The sequence below is a fragment of the Ruegeria sp. BG3 genome (assembly GCF_056538485.1).
Window position 1 is genome coordinate 559,183 of the sequence record NZ_JBQFTE010000001.1, and the last position, 14,798, is coordinate 573,980.

The 14,798-nt window shown below is 56.9% G+C and carries 14 protein-coding genes; 7 read left to right on the top strand and 7 right to left on the bottom strand.

The features are described from left to right. Positions 1–47: 47 nt before the first annotated feature. From sufB to iscR, 3 genes are read right to left on the bottom strand one after another with little or no spacing between them, the layout of a single operon-like run. Positions 48–1,568 (bottom strand): Fe-S cluster assembly protein SufB, encoded by a 1,521-nt coding sequence (gene sufB / locus ACR0AI_RS02840; protein WP_480670845.1) that lies wholly within the window; start codon positions 1,566–1,568, stop codon positions 48–50. A gap of 18 nt (positions 1,569–1,586) precedes the next feature. Next, positions 1,587–2,630 (bottom strand): cysteine desulfurase family protein, encoded by a 1,044-nt coding sequence (locus ACR0AI_RS02845; protein WP_480670843.1) that lies wholly within the window; start codon positions 2,628–2,630, stop codon positions 1,587–1,589. Between the two features lie 51 nt (positions 2,631–2,681). Next, positions 2,682–3,140: a Fe-S cluster assembly transcriptional regulator IscR gene (iscR, locus tag ACR0AI_RS02850; RefSeq protein WP_170373686.1), complete on the bottom strand. Its 459-nt coding sequence runs from the start codon at positions 3,138–3,140 to the stop codon at positions 2,682–2,684. 175 nt (positions 3,141–3,315) lie between these two features. Between iscR and ACR0AI_RS02855 the strand changes: the two genes are divergently transcribed. The 6 genes from ACR0AI_RS02855 (at position 3,316) to ACR0AI_RS02880 (ending at position 8,746) form a co-directional block, all read left to right on the top strand. Then, positions 3,316–3,969 (top strand): alpha/beta hydrolase, encoded by a 654-nt coding sequence (locus ACR0AI_RS02855; protein WP_170373685.1) that lies wholly within the window; start codon positions 3,316–3,318, stop codon positions 3,967–3,969. Next, positions 3,969–4,214 (top strand): hypothetical protein, encoded by a 246-nt coding sequence (locus ACR0AI_RS02860; protein ID WP_170373684.1) that lies wholly within the window; start codon positions 3,969–3,971, stop codon positions 4,212–4,214. Before ACR0AI_RS02855 ends, ACR0AI_RS02860 begins: the two co-directional genes overlap by 1 nt. Then, entirely contained in the window at positions 4,211–5,368 is a 1,158-nt protein-coding gene (locus ACR0AI_RS02865; RefSeq protein ID WP_480670841.1) for an HD domain-containing protein, read from the top strand. Before ACR0AI_RS02860 ends, ACR0AI_RS02865 begins: the two co-directional genes overlap by 4 nt. A 370-nt stretch (positions 5,369–5,738) precedes the next feature. Further along, positions 5,739–6,074, top strand: a complete 336-nt coding sequence (locus tag ACR0AI_RS02870) for a DMT family transporter (protein WP_480670839.1) — start codon at positions 5,739–5,741, stop codon at positions 6,072–6,074. A gap of 76 nt (positions 6,075–6,150) precedes the next feature. Next, the gene (gene typA, locus ACR0AI_RS02875; RefSeq protein WP_480670837.1) at positions 6,151–7,968 is read left to right on the top strand and encodes a translational GTPase TypA; all 1,818 of its coding nucleotides are present in this window, start codon (positions 6,151–6,153) and stop codon (positions 7,966–7,968) included. A gap of 289 nt (positions 7,969–8,257) precedes the next feature. After that, positions 8,258–8,746: a hypothetical protein gene (locus ACR0AI_RS02880; RefSeq protein ID WP_480670835.1), complete on the top strand. Its 489-nt coding sequence runs from the start codon at positions 8,258–8,260 to the stop codon at positions 8,744–8,746. Between the two features lie 93 nt (positions 8,747–8,839). Here the strand turns inward: ACR0AI_RS02880 and ACR0AI_RS02885 are convergent, their stop codons facing one another. From ACR0AI_RS02885 to recA, 4 genes are all read right to left on the bottom strand, one after another. Further along, positions 8,840–9,463, bottom strand: a complete 624-nt coding sequence (locus tag ACR0AI_RS02885; RefSeq protein WP_480670833.1) for a transglutaminase-like cysteine peptidase — start codon at positions 9,461–9,463, stop codon at positions 8,840–8,842. Between the two features lie 339 nt (positions 9,464–9,802). Continuing rightward, positions 9,803–10,090: a DUF1330 domain-containing protein gene (locus tag ACR0AI_RS02890; RefSeq protein ID WP_480670831.1), complete on the bottom strand. Its 288-nt coding sequence runs from the start codon at positions 10,088–10,090 to the stop codon at positions 9,803–9,805. 1 nt (position 10,091) lies between these two features. Then, entirely contained in the window at positions 10,092–12,764 is a 2,673-nt protein-coding gene (gene alaS / locus ACR0AI_RS02895) for an alanine--tRNA ligase (RefSeq protein WP_480670829.1), read from the bottom strand. A gap of 177 nt (positions 12,765–12,941) precedes the next feature. Next, positions 12,942–14,009, bottom strand: a complete 1,068-nt coding sequence (recA, locus tag ACR0AI_RS02900) for a recombinase RecA (RefSeq protein ID WP_170373677.1) — start codon at positions 14,007–14,009, stop codon at positions 12,942–12,944. 192 nt (positions 14,010–14,201) lie between these two features. On the opposite strand from recA, the gene ACR0AI_RS02905 reads away from it, so the two are divergent. Beyond that, a complete protein-coding gene (locus ACR0AI_RS02905; protein ID WP_480670827.1) occupies positions 14,202–14,795 on the top strand; it encodes a sulfotransferase family 2 domain-containing protein in 594 nt (197 codons plus the stop codon). Positions 14,796–14,798 lie beyond the last annotated feature (3 nt).

The window sequence follows — 14,798 nt, forward strand, 5'->3', positions numbered from 1 at the left end:
AGGGCGCGCGGCCCCCGCGTAAATTCTGATTTCAGAGAAGCTTGGGTTTAACCCACAGACCCTTCGAGCGAGATGGCCACTAACTGCTGGGCCTCCATCGCAAATTCCATCGGCAGCGCCTGCAGCACGTCCTTACAGAACCCGTTGACAACCAGCGCCACGGCCTCTTCCTCGTCCATGCCACGTTGACGGCAGTAGAACAGCTGATCGTCGTCCACCTTCGAGGTCGTCGCCTCATGCTCGACGCGGCTCGAGTTGTTCTTGACCTCGATATAGGGAACGGTATGCGCCCCGCATTTGTCGCCGATCAGCAAGCTGTCACACTGGGTGTAGTTGCGGCTGTCTTTGGCCTTCGGGTGCATCGAGACCAGCCCACGATAGGTGTTCTGTGCCTTGCCCGCGCTGATACCTTTAGAGACGATGCGCGACTTGGTGTTCTTGCCCAGGTGAACCATCTTGGTGCCGGTATCGGCCTGCTGATAGTTGTTGGCAATCGCGATCGAGTAGAACTCACCTTGGCTTTCCTCACCACGCAGGATGCAGGACGGGTATTTCCACGTCACGGCCGAGCCGGTCTCGACCTGCGTCCACATCACCTTGGAGCGATCTCCACGGCAATCCGCACGCTTGGTCACGAAGTTATAGATACCGCCCTTACCGTTCTCGTCCCCTGGGAACCAGTTCTGAACAGTGGAGTATTTCACCTCGGCATCTTCTTCAACGATGATCTCGACCACGGCCGCGTGCAGCTGCGCGGTGTCGCGCTGAGGTGCGGTGCAACCCTCCAAGTAGCTGACATAGCTGCCTTTATCGGCGATGATCAGGGTGCGTTCAAACTGGCCGGTGTTTTCCGCGTTGATGCGGAAATAGGTGCTCAGCTCCATCGGGCAGCGGACGCCCGGCGGGATGTAGACGAACGAGCCATCCGAGAACACGGCCGAGTTCAGAGTGGCATAGAAATTGTCTGACACCGGAACCACGGTGCCCAAGTATTTCTTCACCAGCTCAGGATGCTCTTTGATTGCTTCCGAGATCGAGCAGAAGATAACGCCGGCCTTCTTCAGCTCAGCCTGGAAGGTCGTGCCGACTGAAACCGAGTCAAACACGGCGTCGACGGCCACTTTGCGACCCTCGACGGGCATATCCTCGGCGCCTTCCACGCCTGCCAGAATCATCTGTTCTTTCAGAGGGATACCCAGCTTTTCGTAAGTGGCCAGAAGCTTGGGGTCGACCTCATCCAGAGATTTGGGTTTTTCTTCCATCGATTTCGGGCGGGCATAGTAATACTGGTCCTGAAAGTCGATCTCAGGGTAGTTGACCATGGCCCATTTTGGCTCTTCCATCTTAGTCCAGCGCTCGAAGGCCGACAGACGCCATTCGGTCATCCATTCGGGCTCTTCGTTCTTTTCCGAGATCAACCGAACGATATCTGGGTTCACGCCCTTGGGCGCGTACTCCATCTCGATCTCGGTTTCCCAGCCGTATTTATAAGTGCTGACCTCGCGTACCGCATCCACGGTTTCCTGATCGACACCCTCTTTTACCTGGGTCTGGTCCAAAGCGGCCATTGTTTACCCTCCGTAAGATCACGCGGCCCGCGCGCGATGCTTTTTCTCTTTCTCAAGCCACGTTTCGGCGAAACGCAGCACATCTTCCTTGGTAGTCCGAGGTCCCAGCGACACGCGGATTGCGCTGGCTGCTGTCCCCTCATCAAATCCCATCGCAGTCAGTACAGCGCTGGCGCGGACCTTTCCGCTTGAACAGGCCGAGCCCGCACTGACCGCAAAACCAGACAGGTCCATCTGCATGACCTGCGTTTCACCCTTCCAGCCGGGCGACGCGAAACATAACGTGTTTGGCAGGCGAGTCTGGTCTTTCCCGACAAAAATAGGTGATCTTTCACCAGCCTCAAGGGCGTTTTCTAGAATATTTCTAAATTCTTCGACCTGCTCCCAAACACCAATGGCAAGATCCTGGGCTGCTGCTTCAGCAGCGGCCCCGAACCCCACGATCCCAACGACGTTTTCGGTTCCAGAGCGCCGGCCCATCTCTTGCCCGCCGCCCTTGATCTGAGCAGGCAGGTCCGTGCCGCGTTTCATCACAACAGCTCCGATCCCTTTCGGTCCACCCAGTTTATGCGCAGACACTAGCGCCATCTGAACGTCCATCCAATTGAACGCAATCGGCAGTTTGCCAAATGCCTGGGTCGCATCGGTCACCGCCAGCCCCTTCGGTAGCGTCTGCACGATACCCGTTTCCGAGTTCGCAACTTGCAGCGTCGCATTTGCCGGATCAGTCAATGCTGCCGTCCCGCCCGAAGAAACCGGGATATCCTCAGTAATCCACGCTCTTACCGCGTCATGCTCAATTGATGCACCGTGCAGATTTCGACCCGCCAAAGCCAAAGCGGCGCCTTCGGTCGAGCCAGAGGTAAATACGATATCCGCACCATCAGCCCCAAAAGCCGATGCCACCTGTGCCCGTGCGCGTTCGATCAAAGCCTTCGCCGCGCGCCCCTCGGCATGGACCGACGATGGGTTCCCGCAGACATCCATTGCCGCGATCATCGCGTCCCGCGCTTCGGGCCGCAAAGGCGTGGTGGCGTTGTGATCGAGATAAACACGATTCATGGAGTCATCTTTTCCCAGATATTTCTGAAACTTGTACTCAGAGGCTACGGATTACTCGTCCACAACAGCAAACAGGTTAGGAACCGCCGGACAGGGCGCGAGGTCGTTCTTGATCACGTCAGACAAGCGGGTCTGATGCAGGAACACATAGACATGTGCGCTGAGGCTTTCCCAAAGACGGTTCGTCAAGGATTGTGCCCGGCTTCCCGAGGACGCGCCCGAAGCTCCGGCGCCCTTGGCCATTGCATCCACCGTTTCATCGACGGCGGACAGAATCTCGACCACGCGGATCTCAGATGGCTGCCGTGCAAGGCGGTATCCCCCACCCGGACCACGGGTCGAGGTCACAAGCTCGGCCCGGCGCAATTTCACGAACAACTGCTCAAGATACGGCAGCGAGATATCCTGCCGTTCCGAGATTTCGCCCAGTGTCACGATCTTGTCCGAGGGCTGCAGCGCAATGTCCGCCAGCGCCACCATGGCATACCGGCCTTTCGTCGACAGCTTCATTGGCATTTCCCTTCGGCAAGTTGGACGCGAAATCATTGACGCCGCCGCCGCCAGTGCGTATCTCCGACTGACAGCGCGTTGCGCAAGATATCACATTTAGAACCGTTCTAAGGTGCCCAACGAATACAGTCAAGTATTTCCCGGCGCCCAAGATAAAGACAGGACCAAAGCACACATGCCCGAGGTGATTTTTCCCGGACCCGAAGGCCGCCTGGAAGGCCGCTACCACCCGCAAAAGGAAAAAGACGCACCGATCGCCATCGTGCTTCACCCGCATCCTCAGTTCGGCGGGACCATGAACAACAAGGTGGTCTATAATCTGCACTACGCGTTCTACAACATGGGCTTCACCGTGTTGCGCTTCAACTTCCGTGGCGTAGGCCGCAGCCAGGGCGAATATGACCAGGGTGTGGGCGAGTTGAGCGATGCAGCCTCGGCGCTCGATTATCTGCAGTCTATGAACAACAACTCCAAGCATTGCTGGGTTGCTGGCTTCTCGTTCGGCGCCTGGATCGGAATGCAGTTGTTGATGCGTCGCCCGGAAATCACCGGTTTTATCAGCGTGTCGCCCCCGGCGAATATGTACGACTTCTCATTCCTTGCGCCCTGCCCGTCTTCGGGCCTGATCATCAATGGCTCGTCCGACCGCGTGGCGCCTCCGGCGGATACAACTGCGCTGGTCAACAAGCTGCATGAGCAGAAGGGCATCACCATCACGCATAATGAAGTCGAAGGCGCCGATCACTTCTTCCAGGATCAGCACATGGACACGCTCATCACTGATGTCAGTGACTATGTGAAACGCCGCCTGACCGAGAACACGCGCTGATGACAGACACCATCAATACCCTCGCTGCCAAACTGGCCGAGGATACATTGAAGGTCATGGACGAAACCGGCGATGACCGGTTTTACATGGAGGTCGGCAATTTGCTGGCGGCCTCCTCCCAATCTCTGGAAGAGGCCTTTCTGACCGAAATCCGCGTGCGCTTGTCCGAGCGCCAGGCCCGCCAATTCGTGATCAAACGCCTGACAGATCACCGCTCAAAGCTGAAAGCGATTGAAAAACAATGAATGATCGACTGTCCGCGCAAATCGCGTTTCTGAAACAAGCGGACAAGTTGAAGACGGTGGATCGGGCAAACACCCTGCTGGATCAATCCCGGCCTGAGAATTCCGCAGAACACAGCTGGCATCTTGCGCTTTGGGCGCTGGTCATGGGGCCTCTGGCCGGGTCGGACGTGTCAATTGATCGGGTCATCCGCATGTTGTTGCTGCATGATCTGGTCGAGATCATCGTGGGCGACCATCCAATCCATCTTGAGACCGACTGGCAGAGCGTCGCCAAGGCCGAACACGCCGCTGCTATGGATTTGTTCGGTTTATTGCCGCCAGACCAGACCCAGGGTTTTCTGGACCTATGGACGGAATTCGAAGCCGACCAGACGCCTGACGCCAAGTTCGCCAAGATGCTGGACCGGTGTCAGCCCCTTTTTCAGGTGCTGCATGCCTCGCCCAAACGGCCAGACCATATCGAGATCGCGCGCGAGAACCTCGCGACTGGGCGCGCGGCTTATCTGAGTGAGGCGCTGCCTCAGGCCTATGAACACGCGGTTGCGTTATTGGCGGATGCGCCGACCGAGGAAAACAGTTTTACCCAACGGTTGGCGTTTTTGGTTGAGGCGGATCAGTTGAAATCCGTCGTGCGCGCGTCGCGCCTGATGGCGGTTGATCGGTTCGAAAACTCGGCTGAGCACTCGTGGCACATCATGCTGTACGCATGGGTTCTGGCGGAACATTCCGATGCTGAGGTCCAGTTGGACCGCGTCCTGCAAATGCTACTGCTTCACGATATCGTCGAGATCGACGCCGGAGATCACCCAATCCACGGCCAAGTCGATCACGCCGCCCAAGCTGAAAAGGAAGAGGCCGCAGCACGGCGTCTTTTCGGATTATTGTCAGAGGATCAAACGCAGGCATTTTCGGATCTCTGGCATGAGTTTGAGAGCGCAAATTCGGCAGATGCGCGGTTCGCTAAGGCTGTTGATCGGTTTCAGACCCCAATTGCAAATCTTGAAACGGGCGGCGGCTCGTGGGTGGACTATGCCGTGACCTACCCTCAGATCGAAGCGCGGGTAAAGCCTGCCATCGAACGCGGCGCGCCTAGTCTTTGGGATTGGTTGCAACCGCATCTGGCGGATTATTTCGCGGTTTCAGCGAGAGGCTAGGCAAAAGAAAAGGGCCAAAACGGCCCTTTTCCCTGCTTGGATCTTCATTAACGCCAAAACTACAAGACAAAGAAACCAACTAACATTTGGGCTGCATCAGAACTGACGGACCCCCCGTCTGCAAGCCACCCTAGCGCCGCAATAAGAGTCGAAGCAAAAACGACGTATTTAATAAACACAGTCATAAAAAACTCGAAAACACATCAACAAATACTGTTCTGTATTTACACAAATTTTGATCAGATCGTAGTCAGGTATACCCGACCTTTATCTTGTGGCGTCACGCACCCAAGCAACCGAATGTGCTTGCCGGGGCGGCCTGTTTCATGTTGAGAATTCGCGCGTGATTTGCATGCAAAAGGTTGAGATCATGCCCAAAGCCTACTTGATCCTGCTGATGGCCGTCTTTGCCGAAACCATAGGTACAACAGCCTTGCAGGCCAGCCAGCAATTCTCGCGCTTCTGGCCTTCGGTTCTGGTCGTAGTCGGTTACGGGGTGGCGTTTTACCTGTTGGGTCTGACACTGAAATACATGCCGGTGGGCATCGTCTATGCGATCTGGTCCGGGCTTGGGATTTTCTTCATCGCCATCATCGGCTTTGTGGTGTTCGGGCAAAAGCTCGACCTGTGGGCAGTTCTGGGGCTGGCCCTGATATTGGCCGGAATCCTAATCATTCATCTGTTTTCAAAGACCGCAGGTCACTGAACGCCGGTTTGGGCTGGTATATTGGGTCAAGCCGCGCTATGCGCCGGGCAACTTCCCGTTCAAAGGCTGACCTCTCATGGACCTGCGCAATATCGCAATCATCGCTCACGTGGACCACGGCAAGACGACCCTGGTGGATGAGCTGCTCAAACAATCCGGCGCGTTCCGGGAAAATCAGGCCGTGGCGGAACGCGCCATGGACAGCAACGATCTGGAACGCGAGCGCGGCATTACCATTCTGGCCAAGGCGACCTCGGTCGAATGGAAAGGCACGCGCATCAACATCGTCGACACCCCAGGCCACGCCGATTTCGGCGGTGAGGTCGAGCGTATCCTCAGTATGGTGGACGGCGTTGTCCTGTTGGTTGACGCGGCTGAAGGCCCGATGCCTCAGACCAAATTCGTGACTTCCAAAGCGCTGGCATTGGGCCTGCGCCCCATCGTGGTCCTGAACAAGGTCGACAAACCCGATGCCGAACCCGACCGTGCTTTGGATGAGTGTTTCGACCTCTTCGCCAACCTCGGCGCAGATGACGATCAGCTGGATTTCCCGGCCATGTATGCCTCGGGCCGTTCAGGCTGGGCGGATATGGAGCTAGACGGGCCGCGCAAGGACCTGACCGCGCTGTTCGATCTGGTCGTCGATCACGTCCCGGCCCCCAAACAGGCCGAAAAGAAGGACGAGCCGTTCCGCATGCTGGCCACCACCTTGGGCAGCGACCCGTTCATCGGCCGCATCCTGACGGGCCGTGTGGAAAGCGGTACTCTGAAAGCGGGCGACAGCCTCAAGGCGCTCAGCCGCGATGGCTCGTTGATCGAAAATTTCCGGGCATCGAAAATCCTTGCCTTCCGTGGTTTGGCGCAACAACCGATCGATGTGGCCGAGGCCGGTGACATCGTGACCATTGCAGGTATGAGCAAAGCCACCGTCGCGGACTCGCTGGTCGCACCGCAGGTTGAAGAGGCCCTTCCCGCTCAGCCCATCGACCCGCCAACCATCACCGTGACTTTCGGCATCAACGACTCGCCTCTGGCTGGTCGTGACGGCAAGAAGGTTCAGTCCCGTGTGATCCGCGACCGCCTGATGAAAGAAGCGGAATCGAACGTCGCGATCCGCATCACCGATACTCCGGGCGGAGAGGCGTTCGAAGTGGCCGGTCGTGGCGAATTGCAGATGGGCGTACTGATCGAGAATATGCGCCGCGAAGGGTTCGAGCTCAGCATCTCTCGTCCGCAGGTTCTGTTCCGCCAGGAAGACGGCCAACGGCTGGAGCCTGTCGAAGAAGTCACAATCGACGTGGATGACGAATATTCTGGTGCGGTCATCGAAAAGATCACCGGTGCGCGTAAGGGCGAGTTGGTAGAGATGCGCCCCGCCGGCGCCGGCAAGACCCGGATTATCGCGCATGTGCCCTCGCGCGGTCTGATCGGCTATCACGGAGAGTTCCTGACCGACACCCGCGGCACCGGTGTTCTGAACCGCGTGTTCCATGGCTGGGCCGCACACAAAGGTCAGATCCCGGGACGCCGGGCGGGCGTTCTGATCTCGATGGAAAACGGCCAGGCCGTCGCGTACGCCCTGTGGAACCTCGAAGAGCGTGGCCGCATGTTCGTTGGCCCTCAGACCGATGTCTATCGGGGCATGGTGATTGGTGAGCATTCCCGCGACAACGATCTAGAAGTGAACCCGCTAAAAGGCAAGAAGCTGACCAACGTGCGGGCCAGCGGCTCGGACGACGCGGTGCGCCTGACGCCCCACATCCAGTTCTCGCTGGAAGAAGCCATTGCCTATATCGATGACGACGAACTGGTCGAGGTGACGCCCAACGCAATCCGTCTTCGCAAGCGATTCCTTGACCCGCATGAGCGGAAACGGATGGCAAAAGCCGGATAGATCGACGTTCTCGATTGGGAAACAATGCCATTTTTGTGACATTATTTCCTCAATCCTAAAAAATGGCACTCTAGGAAAGGCCAGCCCTCGGCTGGCCTTTCTTATTGGTTTTACATGATTTTTGAGATTATTCCGGTTTTTTGGCAATCTCGCCAAGTGGGCGGCAACTTGCAAGTTCGACCTTAAAAAGGTGTAATCTTGTCCAAAGTGTGACGTCGTTCATACAAGCCCATTTGGTTTTGGTGCATAAGTTCGACGCAGAGATTAACGAGTACCGAGGAGTTCCATCATGGGCATCCATACCAGCAAACTAAAAGTAATCGTCGCAGCTGTTGCCGTTCAAATGGTAGGCGTTACAGCCGCACAAGCCGCATGTACCGTCTCAACGGCACGTCAGGCTGCAAGCTCGCCCGAGATCCTCTGCGAATGTGACGCCGTCACATCGGGCATGATCCGCTACATTCAGCGTCGCGCCGATTTCGGTAACTTCCTAGCCCGTACGGGTGCGGAATGCCCGCAACTGGCCGCGTTGCTTTCGGATTTGCCGACCGCATCCACAGGGTTCGCTGATCAAAGATCGGGAGATGGCAAACCCGACCCAAATGGAAACCCAAGCGGCGGACCTACCGGTGGTGGGGAAGGACCCGGCCCGACAAATGACGGCCCAACAAAAGACGGACCAACAAAAGGTGACCCGACAAAAGGTGACCCGACAAAAGGTGGCCCGACAAAAGGTGGCCCGACAAAAGGTGGCCCGACAAAAACCAGTGATAAGTAGTATTGTGAATCGAAAGTCAGTCTAGGGTGAATCTGTGAAGTGAAAACTCAAGCCTAGGCTGAAGCTCACCCTGTTGGGTGAGCTTTCTTTTTCTTAGCTGTTCCCATAAACCCCAACCCAACGGCGCGGCTGCTTTGGGTCTTGCATTCTCAGAAACAGATACCGGGTCGCTTTCCACGGTTTGATGCTGTTTGTCAGGTTGTCAAGAACCAGATCTCCCTGAGCTGATCGATAGACCAACACAGCATGCGCGTTCCGACGCGTATCCAGAACAGTCGCAATCAAAAGCTTGCTCGGATCAATTCCTGCTTTGATCAGGTTCCGCTTTTTCAACAACGCAAAGTCTTCGCAATCACCGCCGCGTGTCGTCGGCAAGGCCCAAAACTCAGGCTGTCGGTATTGCGATTGGTCTGTAATTGCACGGGTGGACGCGTTGACTTGCAAGTTCACTTTCTTGACGATCTGCATTTCTTGCTTGCTCGTCAACGAGGCCGCTCTTTGGCCTGAACAGGCCCAACTGTACTGACGGCAAAGCTGCTGCGCTCCGGACGGAGGTGGAGAGGCTGAAATCGCGGTGATGAACGCGCCCTCTGACGCCTGCGCCACAGAGGTGGTAAACAACGATGTCAGGACCAGAGCGCAAATCCCAACGGAGCGCCCTGAAAATCGAGCGACCGATCGAAGACCTGCCGAAAAACCTACTGCCGAATATTTCATGCCCGTTCCTCAATCCATGTTTGCCCGCGCACATCCGGCCAATCAGGGTGTCGAAGTTTTTCGACTTTAACCGCAACTGGCTCTGTTGACGCAATCAATGTTGAGGATCAGGGGTAAAAAAGGCGGAAATTCGTCACATTCCGAGGCAATTTAAGGCAAGAATTGAGGGTGATCTGCCAAATTTATGACCAAGCCAGAATGCGATAGTTCTGCAACGTGCTGTTTTTATGAGACTTTTGGAAGATAGCGGTTTCCAAACAAGAGATGGAAGCCGCGCAATTCTTCATGTGCTGATTTTCGCCGAGACTGTCAAACCGATCCGGCTGAAACAGCTGATTCTCAGTCGGTGATCTCAACAACGACCAATTCGCGCTCGCTTGCCCCGCGGGCGTGATCGAGCGCTTCTTGGTATGCGGCGGAGTTATAGCACTGGACCGCGGCCTCAACTGAGGGGAAACGTGCGACCACATTGCGCGGACGCTCCTTCCCTTCGAGCTGAACGTAACGCGCCGCACGCGCGATGAACTCGCCACCGTGCTGAGCGATCGCGGGTCCTGCCAGCTCTGCGTATCTTCCATAAGCTTCGGCGTCAGTTACCGTGACATGTGCAATCCAAAGAGCAGCCATCTTATCCCTCCAATACCTGTTCGGCGGCTTTGATCGCCGCATCTGCGTTGGTCGCGTCCTTGCCGCCACCTTGGGCCATATCCGGGCGACCACCGCCGCCCTTGCCGCCCAGCTCAACCACTGCGGCTTTGACCAGATCAACGGCCGAAACCGTATCGGTCAGATCCGCGGTGACCCCAGCCGCGACAGCCGCTTTGCCGCCTGTGTCCGCGATCAACAGAACCGCGCCAGATCCCAGTCGGCTTTTGTGTTCGTCGATCAATGCAGGAAGATCTTTGCCGGACACACCGCTGAGTGTCTGGGCCAGAAACTTAACGCCGTTGACTTCGGTCGCTTCCGCGCCGCCGCCCTGCCCGGCCCCGCCTGCCATAGCGAGATCGCGGCGCAGCTGAGCAACTTCGTTTTGCAGGGCTTTCCGCTCATCCAGCAGAGATTTCACGCGTGTGACCACGTCATCCGGCTGCGCTTTCAACTCTAACGCGACCTGTGCCAAGCGGTGATCTTGCGCGGACAGATAGCGGAAGGCTTCATCGCCCGTGAGCGCCTCAATCCGCCGGACACCTGCACTGCTTGCACTGTCGCCCAGTACAACGAACGTGCCGATATCGCCGGTTTGGCGGACATGCGTGCCACCGCAAAGTTCAATCGACCAAGTCTCGCCATCCTGGCCCTTGCCGGTCGGCGCCTTACCCATCGAAACAACGCGAACTTCGTCGCCGTATTTCTCACCAAACAAAGCCTGAGCACCCAGTTCACGTGCGTCGTCCGGCGTCATGATCCGGGTTTCTACGCTCGAGTTCTGGCGGATGAAATCGTTCACCTCACGCTCGACCTTTTGGATTTCCTCCAGAGTCAGAGCCTTGGAATGGCTGAAATCGAACCGCAAACGATCCGAGGCATTCAAAGAACCCCGCTGAGCTACGTGATTGCCCAAAGTCTCTCGTAGAGCTTCGTGCAAAAGGTGCGTGGCAGAATGATTGGAACGAATGGCCGAACGGCGCGCATGATCCACTTCTAGCTCAACCGCGTCACCTTTGGATAGGGTGCCATGATCCACGGTCACCTTGTGTGCATAGACTTTGCCATCGGCGAATTTCTTGGTGTCTTCAACGCGCGCAATTTCTTCGCGCGCATCGAGGCGGCGTAGCTCACCACTGTCGCCGACCTGACCACCAGCCTCGCCATAGAACGGTGTTTGGTTCACGACGACCCAGCCACTGCCACCCTGTTCGATCTTGTCGACCAGAGCGCCATCGACGATCAGCGCTGCAATCTGAGCCTCAGCCTTTTCAGTGTCGTAGCCCAGGAAATCGGTCGCGCCAGCGCTGTCGGCCACGTCAAACCAGACCGCCTGATCCGCAGCTTCGCCCGACCCGGCCCATGCTGCGCGGGCCTTCGCTTTCTGTTCTGCCATGGCCGCATCGAACCCGTCAGTATCGACGGTCCGGCCTTTTTCCCGCAGGGCATCCTGGGTCAAATCGAGTGGGAACCCATAGGTGTCATAGAGCTTGAACGCCGCATCACCGGACAGGGCCGCGCCTTCGGGCAGGCTGGCTACCTCGTCATCCAACAGTTTCAGGCCGCGATCCAGCGTTTGTTTGAACCGCGTTTCTTCCAGCAGCAGGGTCTCTTCGATCAACGCCTGCGCCTGCCCTAGTTCCGAATATTGAGCGCCCATCAGTTGTACGAGCGAGGGCACCAGACGGTGCATGACCGGGTCCTTGGCCCCCAGCAAATGAGCGTGACGCATGGCCCGGCGCATGATCCGGCGCAGTACATAGCCGCGCCCGTCATTGCTGGGCATCACGCCATCGGCAATCAGGAATGAAGTAGACCGTAGGTGGTCCGCAATCACGCGGTGGTGGACGTTCTGATCTCCGTAAGGATCAACGCCGGTTGCGTCAGCGGAGGCCTCGATCAGCGTCTTGAACAGGTCGGTGTCGTAGTTGTCATGGCTTCCCTGCAACAGCGCGCCGATCCGCTCCAGCCCCATGCCGGTGTCGATCGACTGCATGTCGAGCTCCACCATCGAGCCGTCCTCGAACTGCTCGTTCTGCATGAAAACGATGTTCCAGATTTCGATGAACCGGTCGCCATCTTCCTCGGCCGATCCCGGAGGGCCGCCCCAGATGTGATCGCCATGGTCAAAGAAAATCTCGGTGCACGGTCCGCAGGGGCCCGTCGGACCCATCTGCCAGAAATTGTCGCTGGTCGCGATGCGGATGATGCGATCTTCGGGAACGCCGACTTTCTTCCAGATTTCAAAGGCTTCGTCGTCAGTGTGATAGACGGTGGTCAGCAGACGGTTTTTGTCAATGCCGAATTCCTTGGTGATCAGCTCCCACGCGAAGGGAATCGCGTCGTGCTTGAAATAGTCACCGAAGGAGAAGTTCCCCAGCATCTCAAAGAAAGTATGGTGGCGCGCCGTATAACCCACATTGTCGAGGTCATTGTGCTTGCCGCCAGCGCGCACACATTTCTGTGCTGTGGTTGCGCGCTGGTAGTCGCGCGTTTCAACACCGGTGAACAGGTTCTTGAACTGCACCATGCCCGAATTCACGAACATCAAAGTCGGATCATTGCGCGGCACCAGAGGGCTGGACGCCACCACTTCGTGCCCCTGCTTGGCAAAGTAGTTCAGAAAGGTCGATCGGATGTCGTTCAACGTTGGCATGGGGCTCTCTCAGCGCGCAATCAGAATGGTCTGCGCAGGTTTATCGCCGTGCCCGCAGAGTGTCCACAGCATTGACCTTCCAAACGAAACAAGGCGGCCCCGATAGACCGCCCCGTTCCAGGTATTCTCAGCACCATTGGGGTGCCGGGGGATTTAGGTTGTTCCCGTCAGCGTTCTCTAGGCCTCGAGGATATCGTCATCCTCAGCCGCGCCGGGCGGCATGTCGAAGTCCAGGCCATGGGCCGCGCGGATCTTGTCCTCGATATCCAAAGCGATCCGAGAGTGATCCCGCAGATATTGCTTGGCATTCTCACGCCCCTGCCCGATCCGTTCGTCTCCGTAGCTGAACCACGACCCCGATTTCTCGACCACACCGGCTTTGACGCCCAGATCCAGCAGCTCACCCATTTTCGAGATGCCTTCGCCATACATGATGTCGAATTCCACCTGTTTGAACGGAGGGGCCACCTTGTTCTTAACGACTTTGACGCGGGTCTGGTTGCCGACCACCTCATCCCGATCCTTGATCGCGCCGATACGGCGAATGTCCAGACGAACCGAGCTGTAGAACTTCAGTGCGTTACCACCAGTCGTGGTTTCCGGGCTTCCAAACATCACACCGATCTTCATCCGAATCTGGTTGATAAAGATCACCATGCAATTCGAACGGCTGATCGAGCCGGTCAGTTTGCGCATCGCTTGGCTCATCAGGCGAGCCTGAACACCGACGTTGCTGTCGCCCATGTCGCCTTCCAATTCGGATTTCGGCGTCAGCGCCGCCACCGAGTCGACCACCACCATATTAACCGCGCCAGACCGGACAAGCGTGTCGGTGATTTCCAGCGCCTGTTCGCCGGTGTCAGGCTGCGAGATCAGCAGCTCATCCAGATCAACGCCCAGCTTGCGGGCATATTGCGGGTCCAACGCATGTTCTGCGTCGACAAACGCACAGACACCGCCGCGCTTTTGCTGTTCGGCGATACAATGCAGGGTCAGCGTTGTTTTGCCTGAGCTTTCAGGCCCGTAAATCTCAACAATCCGGCCCATCGGCAGACCGCCGATTCCTAGCGCGATATCCAAACCCAGAGACCCGGTCGAGCTCGCCTCGATATCCTGCTTGGCATCTTCGCCCAGCTTCATGATCGAGCCTTTACCGAATTGCCGTTCGATCTGGGCCAGCGCGCTATCGAGCGCCTTTTGCTTGTCCGCGTTTTTCTTGTCGCTCATCGTCAGAAGATCCGCCATTGTCCTGTCGCCTTCCCTTTTGTCACACCCTTTGCCGGGCGGCAATCGCTGCTTTGTTCGCCTCTTGTTCCTTATGGGACCAAAAAGAGAACATTTCAACTAAAACTTACAGAACCTACTCTTGGCCAATTGTGTTAAAGATCCGTTTACGCCAATCTGTCATCCGAACTAACATCGAAATGGGAACACTAAATGCTTGTTTTCTATAAGGAACGCCTTGCGTTTTTATCTGTTCCCAAAACCGGCAGCACCGCATATCACTCCGCTTTGCGCGCCCGAGCGGATCTTGTGATCACCCACCCGCCCGAGCTGAAACACGCACCGGTGCGCCGATATGACCGTTTTATTCAGAACATGTTCCGCAAAATGTACGACACCGAGATGGAGATCATGGCCGTTGTCCGCGAACCCATCGACTGGCTGGGCAGCTGGTACAGGTTTCGTCGGCGCGAAGATCGCTTCGGGCATCCTCATTCGACGCGAGATGTCAGCTTTGACGCGTTTGTGCGGGCCTATATGCAGAACCCACAGCCCGAGTTTGCCGATGTCGGCAGTCAGAGCCAGTTCTTCCGCACCCGCAACAACGGTGTCGGGGCCAGCCATGTTTTCAAGTACGACCATCAGGACAGAATCGTCGAATTCCTGCAAAACCGGTTGAATTTCGACTTCAAACTGCAGCGCGAGAACGTCTCGCCACCCGCAGAGACAACTCTGTCTTCTGAAACCGAGGCCGCGCTCCGAAAGCACTCAAAGGCCGATTTTGCGGTCTATGAGGCGGCGCAATAGCCG

Coding starts and splice junctions, on each gene's coding strand:
- ACR0AI_RS02845 (WP_480670843.1), bottom strand. CDS start 2,630: ATGAATCGTGTTTATCTCGATCACAACGCCACCACGCCTTTGCGGCCC.
- sufB (WP_480670845.1), bottom strand. CDS start 1,568: ATGGCCGCTTTGGACCAGACCCAGGTAAAAGAGGGTGTCGATCAGGAA.
- ACR0AI_RS02885 (WP_480670833.1), bottom strand. CDS start 9,463: ATGAAATATTCGGCAGTAGGTTTTTCGGCAGGTCTTCGATCGGTCGCT.
- ACR0AI_RS02870 (WP_480670839.1), top strand. CDS start 5,739: ATGCCCAAAGCCTACTTGATCCTGCTGATGGCCGTCTTTGCCGAAACC.
- ACR0AI_RS02905 (WP_480670827.1), top strand. CDS start 14,202: ATGCTTGTTTTCTATAAGGAACGCCTTGCGTTTTTATCTGTTCCCAAA.
- ACR0AI_RS02865 (WP_480670841.1), top strand. CDS start 4,211: ATGAATGATCGACTGTCCGCGCAAATCGCGTTTCTGAAACAAGCGGAC.
- ACR0AI_RS02855 (WP_170373685.1), top strand. CDS start 3,316: ATGCCCGAGGTGATTTTTCCCGGACCCGAAGGCCGCCTGGAAGGCCGC.
- alaS (WP_480670829.1), bottom strand. CDS start 12,764: ATGCCAACGTTGAACGACATCCGATCGACCTTTCTGAACTACTTTGCC.
- ACR0AI_RS02880 (WP_480670835.1), top strand. CDS start 8,258: ATGGGCATCCATACCAGCAAACTAAAAGTAATCGTCGCAGCTGTTGCC.
- recA (WP_170373677.1), bottom strand. CDS start 14,009: ATGGCGGATCTTCTGACGATGAGCGACAAGAAAAACGCGGACAAGCAA.
- ACR0AI_RS02860 (WP_170373684.1), top strand. CDS start 3,969: ATGACAGACACCATCAATACCCTCGCTGCCAAACTGGCCGAGGATACA.
- ACR0AI_RS02890 (WP_480670831.1), bottom strand. CDS start 10,090: ATGGCTGCTCTTTGGATTGCACATGTCACGGTAACTGACGCCGAAGCT.
- iscR (WP_170373686.1), bottom strand. CDS start 3,140: ATGAAGCTGTCGACGAAAGGCCGGTATGCCATGGTGGCGCTGGCGGAC.
- typA (WP_480670837.1), top strand. CDS start 6,151: ATGGACCTGCGCAATATCGCAATCATCGCTCACGTGGACCACGGCAAG.